This is a genomic window from Pseudomonas sp. SWRI111 (assembly GCF_014268555.1).
In the GTDB taxonomy this organism is placed as follows: Bacteria; Pseudomonadota; Gammaproteobacteria; order Pseudomonadales; family Pseudomonadaceae; genus Aquipseudomonas; species Aquipseudomonas hamedanensis.
This window is the reverse complement of sequence record NZ_JABWQQ010000001.1, coordinates 297,942-316,811: the sequence shown is the minus strand read 5'-3', so window position 1 is coordinate 316,811 and position 18,870 is coordinate 297,942. Positions and strand designations below refer to the sequence as shown.

Annotated in this window: 13 protein-coding genes; 8 read left to right on the top strand and 5 right to left on the bottom strand. The window is 63.0% G+C overall.

What is annotated here, in order from left to right; all coding sequences use genetic code 11:
• Positions 1-357: 357 nt before the first annotated feature.
• The gene (locus tag HU755_RS01285; RefSeq protein WP_186630307.1) at positions 358-942 is read right to left on the bottom strand and encodes a TetR/AcrR family transcriptional regulator; all 585 of its coding nucleotides are present in this window, start codon (positions 940-942) and stop codon (positions 358-360) included.
• A gap of 212 nt (positions 943-1,154) precedes the next feature.
• Here HU755_RS01285 and HU755_RS01280 point away from each other — a divergent pair, with 212 nt between their 5' ends.
• From HU755_RS01280 to HU755_RS27660, 3 genes are all read left to right on the top strand, one after another.
• Positions 1,155-1,832: a type 1 glutamine amidotransferase domain-containing protein gene (locus tag HU755_RS01280; protein WP_186630306.1), complete on the top strand. Its 678-nt coding sequence runs from the start codon at positions 1,155-1,157 to the stop codon at positions 1,830-1,832.
• A 107-nt stretch (positions 1,833-1,939) separates the two neighbouring features.
• Entirely contained in the window at positions 1,940-3,088 is a 1,149-nt protein-coding gene (locus tag HU755_RS01275) for an alkene reductase (RefSeq protein WP_186630305.1), read from the top strand.
• A gap of 117 nt (positions 3,089-3,205) precedes the next feature.
• Positions 3,206-3,340: a hypothetical protein gene (locus HU755_RS27660; RefSeq protein WP_272977386.1), complete on the top strand. Its 135-nt coding sequence runs from the start codon at positions 3,206-3,208 to the stop codon at positions 3,338-3,340.
• 6 nt (positions 3,341-3,346) lie between these two features.
• Here the strand turns inward: HU755_RS27660 and HU755_RS01270 are convergent, their stop codons facing one another.
• From HU755_RS01270 to HU755_RS01260, 3 genes are all read right to left on the bottom strand, one after another.
• Positions 3,347-4,849: a diguanylate cyclase gene (locus HU755_RS01270; protein ID WP_186630304.1), complete on the bottom strand. Its 1,503-nt coding sequence runs from the start codon at positions 4,847-4,849 to the stop codon at positions 3,347-3,349.
• Between the two features lie 142 nt (positions 4,850-4,991).
• Complete coding sequence (locus HU755_RS01265) at positions 4,992-5,915, bottom strand: LysR family transcriptional regulator (protein WP_186630303.1); 924 nt, start codon at positions 5,913-5,915, stop codon at positions 4,992-4,994.
• Positions 5,916-6,272: 357 nt separating this feature from the next.
• A complete protein-coding gene (locus tag HU755_RS01260) occupies positions 6,273-7,475 on the bottom strand; it encodes an MFS transporter (RefSeq protein WP_186630302.1) in 1,203 nt (400 codons plus the stop codon).
• Between the two features lie 199 nt (positions 7,476-7,674).
• Between HU755_RS01260 and HU755_RS01255 the strand changes: the two genes are divergently transcribed.
• From HU755_RS01255 to HU755_RS01235, 5 genes are all read left to right on the top strand, one after another.
• On the top strand, positions 7,675-9,042 hold the full coding sequence (locus HU755_RS01255; RefSeq protein WP_369408035.1) for a cytochrome c: 1,368 nt from the start codon (positions 7,675-7,677) through the stop codon (positions 9,040-9,042).
• Positions 9,039-9,512 (top strand): (2Fe-2S)-binding protein, encoded by a 474-nt coding sequence (locus HU755_RS01250; protein ID WP_186630301.1) that lies wholly within the window; start codon positions 9,039-9,041, stop codon positions 9,510-9,512. The genes HU755_RS01255 and HU755_RS01250 overlap by 4 nt, the downstream gene beginning before the upstream one ends.
• Positions 9,509-11,743 carry a molybdopterin cofactor-binding domain-containing protein gene (locus HU755_RS01245; protein ID WP_186630300.1) on the top strand — a complete coding sequence of 745 codons (2,235 nt, stop codon included), beginning with the start codon at positions 9,509-9,511 and terminating at the stop codon, positions 11,741-11,743. Before HU755_RS01250 ends, HU755_RS01245 begins: the two co-directional genes overlap by 4 nt.
• 171 nt (positions 11,744-11,914) lie before the next feature.
• Positions 11,915-13,027, top strand: coding sequence for an alkene reductase (locus HU755_RS01240; RefSeq protein ID WP_186630299.1), 1,113 nt, complete (start codon positions 11,915-11,917; stop codon positions 13,025-13,027).
• 88 nt (positions 13,028-13,115) lie between these two features.
• Positions 13,116-13,592, top strand: a complete 477-nt coding sequence (locus tag HU755_RS01235; protein WP_186630298.1) for a helix-turn-helix domain-containing protein — start codon at positions 13,116-13,118, stop codon at positions 13,590-13,592.
• 98 nt (positions 13,593-13,690) lie between these two features.
• Here the strand turns inward: HU755_RS01235 and HU755_RS01230 are convergent, their stop codons facing one another.
• Positions 13,691-18,844 (bottom strand): AAA family ATPase, encoded by a 5,154-nt coding sequence (locus HU755_RS01230; RefSeq protein WP_186630629.1) that lies wholly within the window; start codon positions 18,842-18,844, stop codon positions 13,691-13,693.
• Positions 18,845-18,870: the final 26 nt, after the last annotated feature.

The window sequence follows — 18,870 nt, the reverse complement described above, 5'->3', positions numbered from 1 at the left end:
ACGAAGTGCCGTGTCAGGCCACTGACGCGTTGAATGACAGATCGCTTTCGCGAGCAGGCGCGCTCCCACAGAAATCGGGGAGTGAATGAATATCAATGGTTCGCCATAAAAAGTGTAGGAGTGAGCCTGCTCGCGATAGCGTCGTGTCAGTCAGAAAATTATTCAACTGACCCACCGCCTTCGCGAGCAGGCTCACTCCTACAGGGACTTCGGACACACCGCATGATCCCTTACCTGTTACATATCCACTGTGGGAGGGGGCTTGCTCCCGAAGGCGGTGGGTCAGCTTGGACATTCATTTGCTGACAGGACGCCATCGCGAGCGGGCTCACTCCTACAGGGATCGCAGTGACGGCGTCAAACCCGCAACAACTGCCGGGTCATCGCCATCGAGGTCTGCAGCGACTGCCCGGTGCGTTGCAATTTGTTCAACAGACTGGCGCCGAGCCACAGCTGATACAAAGTCTCGGCCAGATGCCGTGCATCGCCGTCGGGCAGGCTTTTGTCGGCCTGGCCTTGTTCGATGCACGCCGTGATGCGCGCGATGATGCGTTCGGCGCCGTCGCGCAGGGTCAGTCGCATCGACTCGGACAAGTCGGCGACTTCGGCGCTGAGTTTCACCACCAGGCATTCGTCGCCGTGGCCTTCCAGGGTGCAGCGGTTCTGCCAGCCCTGCCAGTAATCCATCAGCCGCTCGAACGCGCTCAGCCCGGGCAGCGTCAGGCGCCGCTCCATGTCGGCAAGGTAGTCGACAAAGTAATCTTCGAGCAGCGCCTGACCGTACAACTCCTTGGATTTGAAGTAGTGGTAGAACGAGCCTTTGGGCACACCGGCGGTTTGCAGGATCTCGTTGAGGCCGACACTGGTGAAGCCCTTCTCGGCCATCATCCGGTGGCCGGTGTCGAGCAAGTGTTGGCGCGTGTCGTCAAAGGTCGGCTTCATGGTGCGAATAATTCCAGGCAATAGACCAGTCGTATAATTTTTACGAACGGGAGTTTGCCATATCCACCGACCAAAAACATTTCCTGAAAAAATTACTAGACGACTGGTCTAATTGGAAACTATGCTGCGCTCCGACACACCAAATTCATGCGGTGTCGACGCCGAGCGAATCCTTCGCCTCGTGCCGATGCCTGACCAACCCAGGGTGCACTATGAAAATCTTGATGGTTTTGACTTCTCACGATCAACTCGGCAACACCGGCAAAAAAACCGGCTTCTGGCTGGAAGAGTTTGCCGCTCCCTACTACGCCTTCAAGGACGCCGGCGCTGACGTCACGCTGGTTTCGCCCGCTGGCGGCCAGCCACCGCTCGATCCGAAAAGTGATGAGCCCGGTGCCCAGACTGCGGAGACGGATCGCTTCCGCGCTGATCCCGCCGCACAACAGGCACTGGCAAACACTGGCCGTCTGGCGGATGTCCGCGCTGACGATTTCGATGCAGTGTTTTACCCGGGTGGCCACGGCCCGCTGTGGGATCTGGCCGAAGACAAAGCTTCGATTGCGCTGATCGAAGCGTTCGACCGCGCCAACAAGCCCCACGGTTTTGTCTGCCATGCACCGGGAGTGTTGCGTCATGTTGTGCGAGCTGACGGCAAGCCAATCGTCAAAGACCGCGACGTCACCGGTTTCACCAACGCCGAAGAAGCCGCTGTTGGCCTGACTGATGTAGTGCCGTTCTTGATCGAAGACGAGTTCCAGCGTCTCGGCGGACGCTATTCGAAAGTCGCTGACTGGCAGGTGCACGTAGTGGCCGACGGTAAACTGGTCACCGGCCAGAACCCGGCCAGCTCCGCCGCCGTGGCTGAGAAACTGCTGAAGTTGCTGGGCTGAATGCCCCCCGCTGAACCGTAGCCAACGCCGAGTGCGCAGCGCCCGGCGTTGTTTTTTTGTCTCTTTACTAGTCGACCGGTCTAATCAGGCTCGAAACAAGGTACTCCATGAATAACAGCGCTTTCTTCACGCCCGCCAAACTGGGCAGTCTCACCTTGAAAAACCGCATCGTCCTGCCGCCCCTCACCCGCCAGCGCAGCACGCAGCCAGGCAACGTCGCCAACGAACTCATGGCCGCGTATTACCAACAGCGCGCCGGTGCCGGTTTGCTGATTACCGAAGGCACACAGATCGAACCGCGCGGCCAGGGTTATGCGTGGACGCCGGGCATTCATACCCCTGAGCAAATCGCCGGATGGCGCAAAGTCACCGAGGCCGTGCACGCGGTGGATGGCGTGATCTTCGCTCAGCTCTGGCACGTCGGGCGTGTCTCCCACACGGCCCTGCAACCCAACGGCGCGGCGCCGGTGTCGGCCTCTGCCGTGGCGACCGATCGGGTCAGCGTGTTTATCGAAACTGCGCCTGGTGCCGGTGAACTGGTGCCGCCGTCCGCACCGCGCGCGCTGAGAACCAATGAAGTGCAGGAATTGGTTCAGCTGTATATCCAGGCCGCACGCAACGCGATGGAGGCCGGTTTCGACGGCATCGAACTGCACTGCGCCAATGGTTATCTGGTCAACCAGTTCATCTCCGCCCACAGCAACCGGCGCACCGATCAATACGGCGGTTCGCTGGACAATCGCCTGCGCTTCCTGCGTGAGGTGGTGGCCGGGGTCGCTGAGTGCATCGGCAAGGACAAGGTTGGCGTGCGTTTCGCGCCGCTGTTCACCACAACCGACGAAGCGCGGACTTACCTGGGCATGGTCGAAGATGATCCGCACACCATCTACATCGAAGCGATCAAGGTGTTGGAAAACGCCGGCATTGCCTACCTGTCCATCGCCGAGGCTGACTGGGACAACGCACCACAGATGCCGACGACGTTTCGCCAGGCCGTGCGCGAGACGTTCACTGGCGCGATCATTTACGCCGGCCGCTACACCGCTGAAACAGGCGCGCAACTGCTCGAATCGGGCCTGGCGGATCTCGTCGCGTTCGGCCGGCCGTTCATGGCCAACCCGGACCTGCCAGCACGGATCGCCAATGGCTGGCCGCTGAATCCGCTGAACCCGGCGACGGTGTATGGCGGTGGTGCCGAAGGCTATATCGATTACCCGACGTACCTCGCCCAAGAATCCGACACAACCTCCGTGTAGGAGTGAGCCTGCTCGCGAAGGCGTCCTGTCAGCCGACGAATGACCAAGCTGACCCACCGCCTTCGGGAGCAAGCCCCCTCCCACAGTGGATATGTGACTGGTCAGGGATCATGCGGCGTGTCCGAAATCTCTTTAGGAGTGCATGGCCATGATTACAGAAACCTAGACCGCATGGCGCTGGCCAAACAAGATGCGCTGTGGCAGCGCGGGCAACGGCTGCTGGATAAACTCGATAACGGTGAGGCGTTCTGAAATGCCTCAGGCGTCTGCAGCCAAGCGATTTCGCCCTCGCGCTTTGGCGCGGTACAGCGCCTGATCGGCTGCCTCGATCATTGCAGGCACTCCGTTCAGATGCATGCCTGAAGCTGCCGCAACACCAATGCTCACACTCACCTGGCCAAAGGGACTGCCCGGATGGGCAATGTTCGCCTGCCGCAAACGTTCGAGCATCAGTTGCGCCACCACCGTCGCGCCGGCGCTGTCGGTGGCCGGCATGATCACGGCCATTTCCTCACCGCCATAACGCGCGACCAGATCCGACGGGCGCCGCACGCAGCTTTCAAGGATCTTGCTGACCGCTTGCAGGCAGGCATCGCCGGCGACGTGGCCCAAGGCATCGTTGAATAATTTGAAGTGGTCGATATCGATCATCAGCAAAGCCAGGGAGGTTGCGTCACGCTGCGCCCGCCGCGCTTCAACCGCCAGCGTTTCATCGAAACAGCGTCGGTTGGCCAAGCCCGTCAGCGCATCCTTCATCGCCAGCAATTCGAGCTGTCGATTGGAGGCCAGCAACTGCTGCTGAGCATCGCGCAACGCCTCCTCCGCCTCGGTACGCCGACGTATATCGAGGATCAAAAACCAGCCGATCAACCCGGTCAGTCCCAGTAGCCCGACCACCACCACCGCCGACAACGCCGCCTCGATACGCCACGCTGCCAGGGCTTCGTCCTTGCCCAGCGCAACGGTGGTAATCAACGGCAGGCTTTCGCTTTTGCGAAAGGCGTAGAGCCGCTCGACGCCGTCGAGGCTGGAGGTGTACGAGGCGGTGCCGACCGAGCGGTCGACAAGGTATTTAGCGTAAATCGGCGAATTGGAAAAGTTGCGGCCCATGTCCTGCTCGCGGAACGGATAGCGCACCAACAACGTCCCATCGGTGTACGACAGACCGATCGCGCCGTCCTGGCCGACGTCGAGCTTGCCGAACACACGGAGAAAGTTTTCCACCCCCAGCGTCACCGCGACGACGCCGGCAAACTGTCCCTCGGCGTCGTTGAAACGGCGGCTGATGGTCACCACCCATTCGAGATTGGAACGGCTCTGGATCGGCGGTCCAATGAACGGCTCGCGGCTCGGGTCGTCACGATGGTGGATGAAATAGGCGCGGTCGCTGCTGTTGGCGCCTGCGGGAATCGGCCGGTTGGAAGACATCAGCCAGTGCCCATGCCGGTCATAAATGGTGATGCCGCTGAGCTGCGGCATCAGCGACTGCTGGCTGTCGATCAGGGTCTTGATGCGCTGGATCTGCGCCGGGCCGTTGCCCTCCGCTTCCAGGCGTTCGACCAGCCCGAGCAACAGCAGTGAGCTTTGCCGGACGATGCCTTCGGTGTAGGTGTTGAGCGCCTGGGTCAGGTTCAGGCCATGCACGTTGACCTCGGCCAATGCGCGCTCACGCGAGGACCAGACTTTCCAGATCGTCAGCGAAGTCAGGGAGCAGCCAATGACCAACAGCAGGAGCATTACAAGACGGGTATCACGCTTCACGACAGTACCTTAAGGAAGTCCGGTTTCCATTCCAGCCATCAATCGAACATCGGCACTGACCGCGGCCACGTGTTCCGTGGCGCAAGCATACAAGCAGTCTGAAGCGGCTGCAGCAACAGAGTGTGCAGCGTGTTGGCCGGCGCTACGCGGCGGGTGTGGCCGGGGCCGCAGGATTGAGGATCTCCACTAGGAAATCGATGAATACGTTGATTCGGCTGGAGCCACGGTGGTTGGGCAAATACAGTGCGTTGATGCAACTGCTGGCGCTGCCGGGATTGACCTCGTAGTGCTCAAGCAAGCGAGTCAGGCGCCCGGCGGCAACATCGTCGCGCACCAGCCAGTCAGCCAGCAGCGTCACCCCGCCGCCGCCAATGGCGGCTTCGCGCAAGATGTCGGCGTTGTTGCTTTGCAGGCGTCCATGGACGTTGAGTTGAATGGGCGCTTCGTCACTCTGGAAGGTCCAGTGGTGATGACTGCCGCCGTAATCGAAACGCAGGCATTGGTGCTCAAGCAGATCCCGTGGATGCTCCAGCACTGCGCTGCGTGCCAGGTAATCCGGGCTGGCGACGACCCAGCGCTGGAAATGCCCGACGCGCTTGCTGACGATGTCCTCGCTGACCACCGACGAACCCAGGCGCACTGACACATCGATCTGCTCGCTCAGCAAATCGCTGACCTGATCGCTCAACGACAGGCTGATCTCCAGCCCCGGATGGCGCTCGAGCAAGCGGCTCAGGTGCGGCGCGATAAGCCGACGACCGAACTCCACTGGCACGCTGATGCGCAATCGCCCCTGTGCGTCGCTGCCGCGGTCGGCCACTACCGCATCGGCTTCATCGATGGCATCGAGAATCGCCACGGCCTTCTCGAAATAGGTCTGGCCAGCGACGGTCACGCTGGTGTTGCGTGTGGTGCGATTGAGCAGGCTGGCGCCCAGCTCGTGTTCCAGCCCCGCCACTTGCCGTGTCACTGAAGACGTCGAGATCCCGAGTTTGCGCGCCGCCGAGGAATAACCCCCGCAGCGCACGGTTTCAACAAACATCTTCAAGGCCAGCAACTTGTCCATAAGCGGAGTCCGGTGGTGAGGGAGCACCGGTGATTGTGCATCAGCGTTGGCCACACGTCTTGTACCGTCGTGCTTGGCGGCGTCTGGCGCCATCCTGGTATACCTCAAACCAGTGGGAGCGGGCTTGCTCGCGAAGGCGGTGTGTCAGTCAACAAATGTGTCAGCTGACCCACCGCTTTCGGGAGCAAGCCCCCTCCCACAATAGCTGTGTGGTGGGACGCGAGCGTGCGCTGTACCCGCACCCCCTGTGGGAGCGGGCTTGCTCGCGAAGGCGGACTGTCAGTCAACAAATGTGCCAACTGACCCATCGCTTTCGGGAGCAAGCCCCCTCCCACAGGGATCGTGTTGTTACTCGATTCAGGGTCTGTCAGCCTTGCGGCCCAGGAACAACGCCAACGCCAGCGCCGGCATCACCGCCACCAACACGGCCGACAGGTTCCAGCCAAAATGCTCGTACAGCGGACTGGCGATCAGGGAGCCGAGGGCGCCGCCGACGAAGATGCTGGTCATGTACACCGCGTTGAGGCGTGCACGGCTGTGCGGATCGAGCGCATACACCTCACGCTGGCCAAGCACCATGTTCAGTTGCACGGCAAAATCCAGCAGCACCGCACACACCACCAGCCAGACATAGCCGCTGCCCGGAAGCGCCGCGATCAACAGCGACACGGGCGCCAGCAGCAGCGCCACCAGCGTCCCGCGACGCGCATGCCCGGCATCGGCCAGACGCCCGGCAATCGGCGCCGCAATCGCCCCGACCGCACCGACCAAAGCAAAGATAGCCACCTGCGCTTGGGTAAAACCGTGATGGCGCATCAGCTCAATCGGCGCGAGGGTCCAGAACAGGCTGAAGCTGGCAAACAGCAAACCCTGATACAGCGAACGCTGACGCAACACCGCAAAGCGTCGGGCCAAGGCAAACACCGAACCAATCAGCGCAACGTAGGTGGCTTTGTGCGTCGGCACCCGACGCGGCAGCGCCACAGCGGTAATCAATGCGATAACGGCCATCAGTGCCGCCGCGCTGTAAAACACCCCGCGCCAGCCGAACACTTCAACCAGCAGGCTCGACAGTGGTCGCGACAACAGAATCCCCAGCAACAGGCCGCTCATGATATTGCCGACGACTCGGCCACGGCTGGCTTCCGGCGCCAGATGCGCGGCCAGCGGCACGAGAATCTGCACGGCCACCGAGGTCAGGCCGATCAGCAACGACAACAGCAGAAACAGCGACGGCGAATGGGTCAGGCCGGCGCACAACAGCGTGACGCTCGCGGCCAGGGTGAAGCCCACCACCAGACGGCGGTTCTCCATCAGATCGGCCAGCGGCACCAGTAGCAACAAACCCAGCGCATAGCCGAACTGCGTCAGCGAAACGATCAGGCTGGCATTGGCGCTGGACAGACCGATCTGCGGCGCGATCAGTTCAACGATGGGCTGCGCGTAATACAGGTTGGCCACAACCGCGCCGCAGCAGAAGGCCAGAAATGCGACCATCAGGCCGGAGAGTGAAGCAGGCTGTTCGGCCGGGGCCGCAACGGCAGGATTGCCCGTAAGCATGGTGACACCTCGTTGAGTTCGGGAAAGTTGCGCCAAGGCTACGGTCAGCCGACGGCAACGAGAATCCGTGCGCCGGGCAACGCACTGATGCGCCAGGCGCAACGTTGCTTTCGACGCAACGCGCTGTTGCGTGGACCGGTGATTCTCCGCCGCAAGTGTCTTCTCTACGCTTTGGCCCCAGGCGCAGACGTCCACGTCGGTGCCCTTCCCCGGCTGCTACAAGGAGCGTTTCCATGACCCGTACTTCACTCGTCCTGCCACTGCCCGCCGCGTTTTCCTGCCGACCATGAACAGTCACTTGCTCAAATCCAGAACCCTGTGGATCAGCGTCGCCGTGCTCGCGGTGATCGGCCTGATCGGCGCCGTCGCGCTGATGTGGCGCCCGGCGATCGCACCGATCAAACGCCCTACCTCATTCGAGGCTGCACAATTGCAACGCGGCGCGCGGGTGGTCGAGGCCGGTGATTGCGCGGTGTGCCATACCCGTCCCGGCGGCGAATACCTGGCCGGCGGGCTGCCGTTGGTGACGCCGTTCGGCACGCTGTACAGCACCAACATCACCCCGGATACGCAGACGGGTATCGGCGAGTGGTCGCTGCCGGCCTTCGAACGGGCGATGCGCGAAGGCATTGCCCGTGACGGCCACTTTCTCTACCCGGCCTTTCCCTATGTGCACTACCGGCGCATGAGCGCGGCGGACATCGCCGACGCCTACGCCTACTTGATGAGCGGCCCCGCCGTACACGCCCCGGCGCGGCAGAACCAGATGAATTTCCCGATGAACATTCGTCCGCTGGTGTCGTTCTGGAACCTGCTGTTTCTGCATGGCGAACCGTTGACGCCGATGGCCGAACACAGCGTGGCGTGGAATCGCGGACGCTATCTGGTCGATGGCCCGGGTCACTGCGCCAGCTGCCATTCGCCGCTGAACCTGATCGGCGCGGAGAAATCCTCGGAATATCTTCAGGGCGGCAGCGTCGATGGCTGGAACGCGCCGCCGCTGGTCGGTCTGGGCCAACGCGCCAACCCGTGGAACCCTGAGCAATTGGTCGGCTACCTGCGCGCCGACGTGGTCGATGGCCACGGCACGCCGGCCGGCCCGATGCGTCCGGTCAGCCTGAGCCTGGCGCGTCTGCCGGCCAGTGACGCCGAGGCGATTGCCGAGTATCTGCTGAGCCTGCAAAGCCCCCACGCAGTAACGGAAACCACCGCAAAAAAGCAGCCGAGTAGCCCAGTGGATCATACAACCGCCGCCCTGCTCTTCAGCAGCGCCTGCGCCGGATGCCATGGAGCCGCCGCGCCGATGCGTGAGATCGACGGACGCCCGGGCCTGCAAAACACCTCGGCGTTGCAAGCCGCCAGTTCGCGCAATTTCCTCAAGACCGTGCTCGAAGGCGTGCCCGCCATTCCCGGCTCGCCCGGCCCGGTGATGCCGCCGTTCGCCGCCAGCCTCGACAACGCCCAACTCGCCGCCCTCGCCGCTTACCTGCGCCAGCAAGCCAGAGCCGATCAGCCGTGGGCCGACCTCTCTTCCACTATTGAAGCGTTACGTCAGGAGACGAAATGAGCCAGATCACCCTCAACGTCAATGGAGCCACCCAAGCGCTGGAGCTGGAGCCGGACATGCCGCTGCTGTACGCGCTGCGCAATCACTTGAACCTCAACGGCGCCAAGTACGGCTGCGGCCTGGGCCAGTGCGGCGCCTGCACGGTGATTGTTGACGACCAACCGGTGTTCGCCTGCCTGACGCCGTGCGCAGGTCTTGAAGGCAAAAAGATTCGGACCGTGGAAAGCCTCGGCAGCGCAGAAAAACCCGGCGCACTGCAAGCGGCGTTCATCGACAAGCAGGCGGCGCAATGCGGCTACTGCATCGCCGGCATGTTGATGCGCGCACAGTCGTTGCTTGAACGCGATCCGCATCCGGATGAGTCAACCATCCGCGAGCACATGGCCGGCAATTTGTGCCGCTGCGGTACGCATCTGCGCATCATCGAGGCGATCAAACAGGTAGCCGGGCACAACGGGAGCCTGTCATGAGCGAATCAAACGGCTTGAACCCCAGCCGCCGAGCCTTCCTGCGCGGTGGCGCGTTGCTCATGGCGTTCACGCTGATGCCAGTGGCGCGACGGGCTTTGGCCGACAGCGAGGTCGACACCCTCGGCACCGTGGTGCTGGCCCCCGATCTGCCCGGCAGTCTGCGCACCAACCCTTACCTCGACGCCTGGATTCGCATCGGCGCCGACGGCATCAGCGTGTACACCGGCAAGGTTGAACTGGGCACCGGTGTGAAAACCGCGCTGCTGCAAATCGCCGCCGAACGTCTGCAAGTCCCCGCGAGCGCGATCAACTTGCTCACCGCCGACACCGCGCTGACGCCCAACGAAGGCTACACCGCCGGCAGCCACAGCATTTTCGACAGCGGCACCGCGCTGTACAACGCCGCCGCGCAGGTGCGCGAAATGCTCGTCGATGCCGCCGCACGCAATTGGCAAATCGATGCAGCGTTGCTGAACACCCGCGACGGCGTGATCGAAGGCCCGGCCGGGCAACGGATGACTTACGCCGACGCGGTCGGCCATGTCGATGTGCACCAATACGCCAAGGCGCAGTCACCGACGATGGCGGCGGCCGACTTCAAACTGATCGGGCATAACTTGCCGCGCCTGGACATCCCCGCCAAAGTCAGCGGCGGCGCGGCATTCGTGCAGGACATGCGCCTGCCGGGCATGCTGCACGCGCGGGTAATCCGCCCGCCGCGCCCGGGCTGCACGCTGCAAGCGTTCGATGCAGCGCCCATCGAAGCGCTGAACGGCGTGGTCAAGGTGATCCGCGATGGCAACTATCTGGCCGTGGTCGCCCGTGATGAATGGCAAGCGATCAAGGCCATGCGCAGCGGCATTGAAAGTGCCAAGTGGAGCGGCGGCGAGGCCATTCCCGAGGCCGCCGGGATTCATGATTTGCTCAAGCGCTTGCCCTCCAAGCGCTATCCGATCAGCCATAGCGGTTCGCCCAATGGCGTGGCCGATGTGCGATTCAAGGCGCGGGTGACCAAGCAATACCTGATGCACGGTTCGATCGGCCCGTCCTGTGCGGTGGCCTGGTTCAAGGACGGCGTACTCACGGTCTGGACCCACACCCAAGGCGTCTATCCGCTGCGCGCCGGCATCGCCGAAATGCTCCGTCTGCCGCCGGAACGCGTGCGTTGCATTCATACCGAAGGCTCAGGCTGTTACGGCCACAACGGCGCCGATGATGCCGCCGCTGATGCCGCATTAATCGCCATGCGCCTGCCCGGCACGCCAGTGCGCGTGCAATGGATGCGCGAGCAGGAAAATCTCTGGGAGCCGTACAGTTCGGCGATGGTCACAGAGGTCGACGCCGGCCTCAGCCAGGGCCGTTTGCAGGACTGGAACTACGAGCTTTGGACGACGCCACACAACGAACGCATCGTCAATGCCGGGCGCCTGTTGCCAGCGCGTTTGTTGGCCAAACCATTCGCCTCGGCGCCCTCGGTGCCGATCGCCCAGCCCGAAGGTGACGGCGATCGCAACGCGGTGCCGCTGTACGATCTGGGTTCAACGCAGATCAACATGAACTTCGTCACCGAAATGCCCTTTCGCACCTCGGCCATGCGCTCGCTGGGCGCACACATCAACATCTTCGCTATCGAGGCAAGTATCGATGAGTTGGCGATCAAGGCCGGCATCGATCCGCTGGCGTTGCGTCTCGCGCACCTGAGCGACCCGCGCGCCCGTGCGGTGATCGAGCGTGTGCGTGACGAAATCGGCTGGCCGCACAAAAGCAGTGAGCCCGGCGCGGGGATCGGTTTCGCCTTCGCCCGCTACAAAAACATCATGGGTTACTGCGCTATCGCGGTGAAGCTGTGGGTGCATCCGCAGACTGGCGAGATCCGGGTCGATCATGTGGTGACGGCGGTGGACGTCGGCCAGATCGTCAGCCCCGATGGCCTGCGCAATCAGGTCGAGGGTGGCATCGTGCAGTCGGCGAGCTGGACGCTCTATGAAAAAGTCGCCTACGACGCCGGCGGCATTCGCAGCTACGACTGGAGCGGCTACCCGATCTTGCGCTTCACGCAGTTGCCGAAAAAAGTCGACGTGCACTTGCTCGATCAACCGGGACAACCCTTTCTCGGCGCCGCAGAAATCGTTCAAGGACCGATGGCCGCCGCCCTCGGCAATGCGGTTGCCAACGCCACGGGCCGGCGCTGGCTGAACCTGCCGTTGACCCGCTCCAGCCAACCCGCCTGAAGCGCGCCCGCGTTCATCGCCGATGAGCGCGGGCGCCGTTGCGCGGCGCGCAAAACAGCGTAGCGCCGGCCACGGATTATCAGCCCCGCGCCCCCCGGTTAAGTTACCTGCACTGCGAGCGGCACCTGGCTGCCGCGCTTGAACCCAACTCATCGAAATCCGGAGCTACCCATGACCCGTCGCCTGTTTCAACCCATCGCACTTGGCCCTTACACCCTTGCCCACCGCGTGGTGATGGCGCCGCTGACCCGCTCGCGCGCCGGCCAACCGGGCGACGTCCCGACCGCGATAAACGCCGAGTATTACCGCCAACGCGCCAGTGCCGCACTGATCATCACCGAGGCCACGCAGATTTCCCAACAAGGCCAGGGCTACGCGTGGACGCCGGGCATCTACACCGATGCGCAAGTTCAGGCATGGCGTGACGTCAGCACGGCGGTGCATGAGGCGCACGGTCTGATCTTCATGCAGCTGTGGCACGTCGGCCGCGTATCGCATCCGAGTTTCCAGCCGGACGCCGGTCTGCCCGTTGCACCGAGCGCACTGCCAGTGCCGGGCAAGACCTTTATCGTCGACGACGAAGGCCATGGCGTCTGGGGCGATGTGCCGGTGCCACGTGCGCTCGAGACAGCGGAAATCGCCGACATTGTCGAAGACTATCGCCGCGCCGCACGCAATGCGTTGAACGCCGGGATGGACGGCGTGGAAATCCATGCCGGTAATGGTTATCTGCTCGATCAATTTCTCAACAGCAACAGCAACCAGCGCAATGACGGCTATGGCGGCAGCGTGGAGAACCGCGCGCGCTTTTTGCTCGAAGTGGTTGCAGCCGTCGCTGACGAAGTCGGTGCCGAGCGCGTTGGCGTGCGCCTGACGCCGATGGGCCGCTTTATGGGCATGGGCGATGACACGCCCGAAGCGACATTCGGTTATCTGGTCGAAGCGCTCAATCAGTGGCATCTGGCGTACCTGCATTTGGTTGAGCCGGCCATGGTCGGCACGGTCAAGGACGAACACTTCGACCCGCGCTGGGACGCGATCATCGCCCAGTTGCGCAATACCTGGAACGGCGTGCTGATCCTCGCTGGCGGGTATGACGCAGCGTCCGCCGAGCAGGCGCTGATCGCCAATCGCGCCGACCTCATTGCCTTCGGCCGACCGTTTCTGGCCAATCCGGATCTGCCGCGTCGTCTGCGCGATGGCCTTGAGCTGAACACGCCGGATCCGAGCAGTTTCTTCGGCGGCGATCAGCGTGGTTACGTCGATTACCCGTTCCACGCCTGAGGTCCGGCCTTCATAACTTTTAAGGTTTGTTTAAGGACTTTAAATGTCGCCCGCGGCCAGACTTTCCCCATCGATCAGGAGAGCCGCCATGAACCCGCAATCGGAGAAGTCAGACCCGCCCTGCCACCTGGCGCGCCCATTGGGCGCGCTGTCCGGCTGGCAGGAGCGTCGTGCCAAGGCCTACATGCTGCGCGACTTGAGCCGCAGCTTGCGCGTCAGCGAAATCGCTGAACATTGCAATCTGTCGCGCAGTCATTTTTCCCGGGCGTTCAAGATTGTCACCGGCTGCTCGCCGCAGGAATGGATGCTGAGGATGAAAATCGACAAGGCGAAGGCTTTGTTGCTGACCTCGATGGCGATTACCGACATTGTCTATGAGTGCGGTTTCTCCGATCACTCGCACTTCACGCGCACGTTCGGGCGGTTGGTGGGAATGCCGCCGAAGGTTTGGCGTCAGGCCGTGTGTGGTGCGCGGCTGGCGGTGGTTGATGGCGATACGTGGCGGCTCCACGAGGGTTTGCTCAATTCGACGGTCTTGAAGCATTCGACGGAACTGCGGCCTTGATTTGATCTTCAAAGCGTTTTGTTCACTCCTCCCTTTTGGGCCGCGTTACCGCGGCCTTTTTTTTTTCGCTAGTCAGCCAGCACTTGCGTCGGGAGTGACTAGCGGCGTTCGAGCCTGGCACCCGATGCGAGCGGCAACCTGAAACAAATCCGCGCCCCCGCCTCGCTGTCCTCCACGCGCAACGTCCCGCCATGGGCGCCAATCACGGTCCGGCAAATCGCCAGGCCCATGCCCATTCCACTGCCCTTGGTGGTGAAGAACGCATCAAAAATCTCCTCACGCTGATGCTCGGCGATTCCCGGTCCACTGTCCTGAAAGCACACGCAGACCTGCCCATCGCTGATCGTCGATTCGATACTCAAGCGTCCGTCAGCAACGCCATGCCCGGCCATCGCCTCCAGTGCGTTAACGATCAGGTTATAAATCACCTGCTGAATCTGCACCCGATCCCCCAACACCGGCTCAGCAGCATTGAGTTGCGCGTGCAAGGTGACGCTACGGTTGTGCACGTCGCTGGCCGTCAGTTGCACGACCTCACCAATCAACGCATCAATCGACACTGGCAGGCGCTGCAACGGCGCCTGTTTGGCCAACGCACGCAAGGCCTGAACGATCTCGGTGGCCCGCGCGCTGTCGGAACGGATGTCCTCCAGGCCCTGAATCGCTTCGGTCAGATCCGGCGTGTCGCGCTTGAGCCAGCGCAAGCTCGCCGAGGCATTGGAAGAAATCCCCAGCAGCGGCTGGCTGATTTCGTGGGCAATCGAGGCCGACAACTCGCCCATCATTTTCAGGTGCGAGTTACGCGCCAGTTCCGCCCGCGAACTGCGCAAGTCGGCTTCCATTTGCGCGCGCAAGCGGTTGTCTTCGACCAGTTGCGCGTAGAGACGCGCGGTTTGCAGCGACACCGCTGCCTGCGAGGCGAGGATTTCCAGCATGGTCAGGCGTTCGGCACCGAACAGCTTCGGTACCAGCCTGTTTTCCAGGTAGACCAGGCCAATCAGCGCACCTTGCTTGAGCAGCGGCAAGCACATCATCGAGCGCGTCTGCCGCTGGTGCAGGTCGGCGCTGTAGGCTTCGGGGCAATCGGTGCGGGCATCGTCGAGCACCAGCGGCGTGCGGGTGCGCATGGTAGCGTTGAGCACTGAAACCGGCGCAATGTGCTCCAATGAGCGGTTGTTGTCCTGACTGACCCGCACATTGCCTGCTTCCACGTGCGCAGCGGCGGCCAGTTGCAGCTCACCCTCGGCGACCAGCAGCAACGCGCCCTGATCGGCGCCGGCCTGGATCATCAAGTGATTCATCAGGGTTTCGACCAGCCGATCCAGCAACACTTCTTGCGAAACCGCGCGGGCCGCTTCAATCCCGACTTCCAGATCAAGGCGCCCGCGCGTCACCGGCGTTACGGTTTCCAGCGAGTGCTCGCGGGCGAGAAACGGGTGCAGTGCTTCGAGTTGCCGCGCCTTGGCTTCAGCTCCCCACAGTCCATAGCAATCGCGGGCGACACGCAGGTGATGATGCATGCCGGAGACCAGGCCATTGAATCGGCAGACCTCGGCCAGTTGTTCATGGGCCAGTGCTTGCTCATGGATAAACCCGGCGGCGGCCGCGGCGATCTGCGACTGGTCGAAGCAGCGAATGGCAACCAGCCCCTCACCGCGAACGCGGGCCATTGCGCCTTCGATCAGCAGCAGTTTGTTGCTGAATGTCGATGGATTGAGCTCAACCCACGGCAAAAAGCGCTGACGTTGCTGCGCCAGTTTCTCCAGCTTTTCGGCAACAGAACCCGGCGCCTCCGGACTGGCCAACGCCAGGCTGTAAAACAGGTAGTACTGGGCCAGATCGATGTGCGCCGGCAACGACCAGGTCAGCGCCTCGGCCGCTTCAAAGCGGCGCAACGCATAGCGCACATCGCCGAAATAGAACGCCGACATGCCTGAGTACAACCACCTCCAGAACAGCGTGGGCTGCGAAACACGCTCACGATCGAGCGGGCCGAAGCGGTCATGTTCCAAGGTATCCAGTTCGCTGATCGAGCGAGGCTCAGGTCCGTTGCGCAGTTCACTGGCGAACGTCTGTTGCGCCAGCAGAATGCGCTCGATGTCAATGTAGTGAAACTGCCGCACCCAGCTCAGGCCGAGGTCCAGCTCGTTCAGCACACTGTGCAGCGGTTCGCCCATGAACAGCAGATCCGAGCCGATGTGATTACAGGCATAACACGACATGCCCAGGTCGCCACCGGCCTGGCCGCACTCAAACGCGGCGAAGGCCTTTTGTCGGGCATAGGTCATTGGCCGGGTCCACGGGCTGACCTGATCAAGCGCCACCAGCGTGCCGGCGCGCCCGGCTTCATAGCCGTGCAGGTCGGTGAGGGCCAAGGCCAGTTCGGCGAAAGCGACGCCGTCGACGTACTCGCCATAGCGGTCGGCGATCATCACGCCGTACCAGGCAAAACCATAGCCGCTGCTTGGCGTGGTGCCGTGCAGCAAGGTCAGTTCGACCACCTTCGCCAAGTGCACAAAGGCAATATCGTCCTGCACGAAGAATGAAGCGATCAGCGTGCTCAGCAGCTGCATTGCCACTTCGATCTGCGGGTCGCAAGCCTTGGGCAGCGCGGTCAGGTCAGCAATGCGCCGTGCGCCGACCAATTGCCGAACCCGCTCGAACGCTTCGCCCACTTGCGCCTTCGATGGCCGGCGCTGCAAGGCAATACCCAGCAGTGCGAGCCCGTCCAGCGCTTCGCTGATCGCGCCATGATAATCGCAGTCCAAGGTGCGCAGGGTCGCCCGCAGACGATAGGTTTTGGCTTGGTCCAGCGCGGTACCGGCGTGGCACAGACAGTCATCAAGGCGCTGTTGCGCACCCGGCAGGTCCGCCAGCAACATCGCGCATTCGGCCGCCAGCCAGCGCGCGGCGAAGGCTTGCGGGTAGAGCTGCGACCATCCCGCGGCGCCCAGCAACCGCTCGGCAGTGCGCAGATAATCCACGGCCTGCTCGACAGCCGCGGTGTCGCGGGCGCGCTCGGCGGCCTCGACCAACAACTGAATGAAATCGGCGCGCCGGGGTTCTTGCAGACCATCAACCTGACTGCGCTGAATCTGACTGGCAATGTCGAACACCCGCGCCTGACGCTGCTCGCCCCAGTGATCGAGCATGGCGCCGGCAATGCGCGCATGCTCGGCGGCGCGCCCCGCCGGTGCTGTCAGGGCGGCGGCCGCCTCCAGCACGCGGTCGTGGGGAAAGACCAGTTGGCCCGGTTCGCGTAGAAGAAACCCGGTGCCGACCAGATAGTCCACGTCACGCGCCCATTGCGCGGGATCGCCCGGCAGCAAACGCCACAACAGTGCGTCGTCACAGCGGCCACCGACATAACCCGCCGTGCGCAGCACTTCCCGGGCACTGGCCGGCAAACGCTGCAAGCGCTGCACCATCAACTCGGCGACATTATCGGCGTAGCGGTAGCCGTCCACATCACCCTGATTCCAGACCCAGTGCCGCGTCGCGGCATCGAAACGCAGCAGGCGCTCATCGACCAAGGCGCGCGCCACCTGACTGACGAACAACGGATTGCCAGCGGTTTTGAAATGCACGACAGAGGCCAGCGCCGGGAGGTTGTCGACGTCGGCATCGAGTTCGACAGCCATCAGTTGCGCGACGGCCTGCACCGACAGCGGGCCTAACTCAAGGTCGGTGACTGGCAACGCCGGGGCTGCGCGCAGCTGATCAAGCCATCCGCCCTCGCCGTTCGGCAACTCGCCTTCGCGATACGCGAGAATCAACAATAAATGCCGCGTTGGCCGGGCAATGAAGGCTTGGAGAAACGCCTGGGTCGAGTCGTCAGCCCACTGCACATCATCGATGAACAGCAACAGCGGATGCCCCGGCTGGGCGAAGACCTCCAGCACATCAAGCAGCGCCCGATTGACCCGGTCGAGGGCATGACGCGCCGGCATGTTCGGCAGTTCGGTGGTAGCGCCGATCAGCAATTCGGCTTCCGGCGCCAGGTCCACCAGCAAACGGCCACGGCCCTTGAGGGTTTCACTCAGTTGCTCGCTGAGGGCCTGCAAGGCCAGCGCGGGCTTGGCCAACACCTGGCTGATCAGCGAGCGGAAAATCTGTGCCAGTGGCGCAAAAGGCCGGTTGTTCTGCGCCAGATCCATTTTGCCGCTGGCCCAGTAACCGGGCGCGTGCGTGCGCAGGCCTTGCTGGATCAGCGCCGACTTGCCAGCCCCCGGCGCGCCGGCAACCAGCAGCACGCGAGCCGTGCCGTCGCTGCGCACGCGCTGGATCTGTTCCAGCAGTTGCGCGCGTTCGCCATCGCGGCCAAACAGCACGTCACCGCGCGTGGCCGCCGCCCGCGCATCGAAGGCACCGAGGCGGAACGGCTCGATCTGGCCCTTTCGCTGCCACTGGCGTAGACACCAGTTGAGGTCGGCGGCCAGCGATTCGAGACTCTGATAACGCGCGTCCGGCTCCTTGGCCAAGCCTTTGAGCAACACATGGCAAATGCCTTGCGGCAGTTCGGGAATATAGTCGGCCGGCGACAACGGCTCGACGGCGGCGTGCACATGCAGCCATTGCGCCGCATCGCGAGCGGTCAGCGGCGGGCGACCGGTCAGGGCCTCATAGAGGATGGCCGACAGCGCATACACATCGCTGCGTTCATCGACGTTGACGCCATCGCGCTGCAGCTGTTCCGGCGCCAGATAAGGCCAGTGCTCGGGACTTGGCAGTTCAGCGACGGGGGTTTCCTGCGCCTGAATGTGGAGGCCCATCAGCCTGACGCTGTCGTCCGCGCCGACCATCAGATGCCACGGCAATAGAAATCCCTGTGGCAGCGAGCCTGCTCGCGCAGGGGTCATTTGAGCCGACATCTCTGTTGCCGGATCCACCGCTTTCGCGAGCAGGCTCGCTCCCACAGGGTTTGGCGGGGGGCCGGGATGGCGAGTGTTGGCCAGAGCAGTGGCAGCCGCGACGGCGATATTCAGCACTCGACCGAGCGGCAGGCCGGCGGCGTCGATCAGTCCAGCCAGCGGCGTGCCCCAGTGCGGATAGACCAACACGGGACCGTCGGCCGAACGAACAAGCGCCAACGGGTTGATCGCCCACTGCGAGGGCAACTGCACATGGAGACCGCGCTCCAGCCGCTTGCACAGCGCCGGTCGTTGAATCGGCGCGCGCACGGCGAACCACGCCTCGCCCGAGCGGCTGTCCTGGAGGGTGAACCAGGTCAGCTCATGGTCGCGGCGCAACAGGCTGAACCGGCAATCTCCAAGCCACG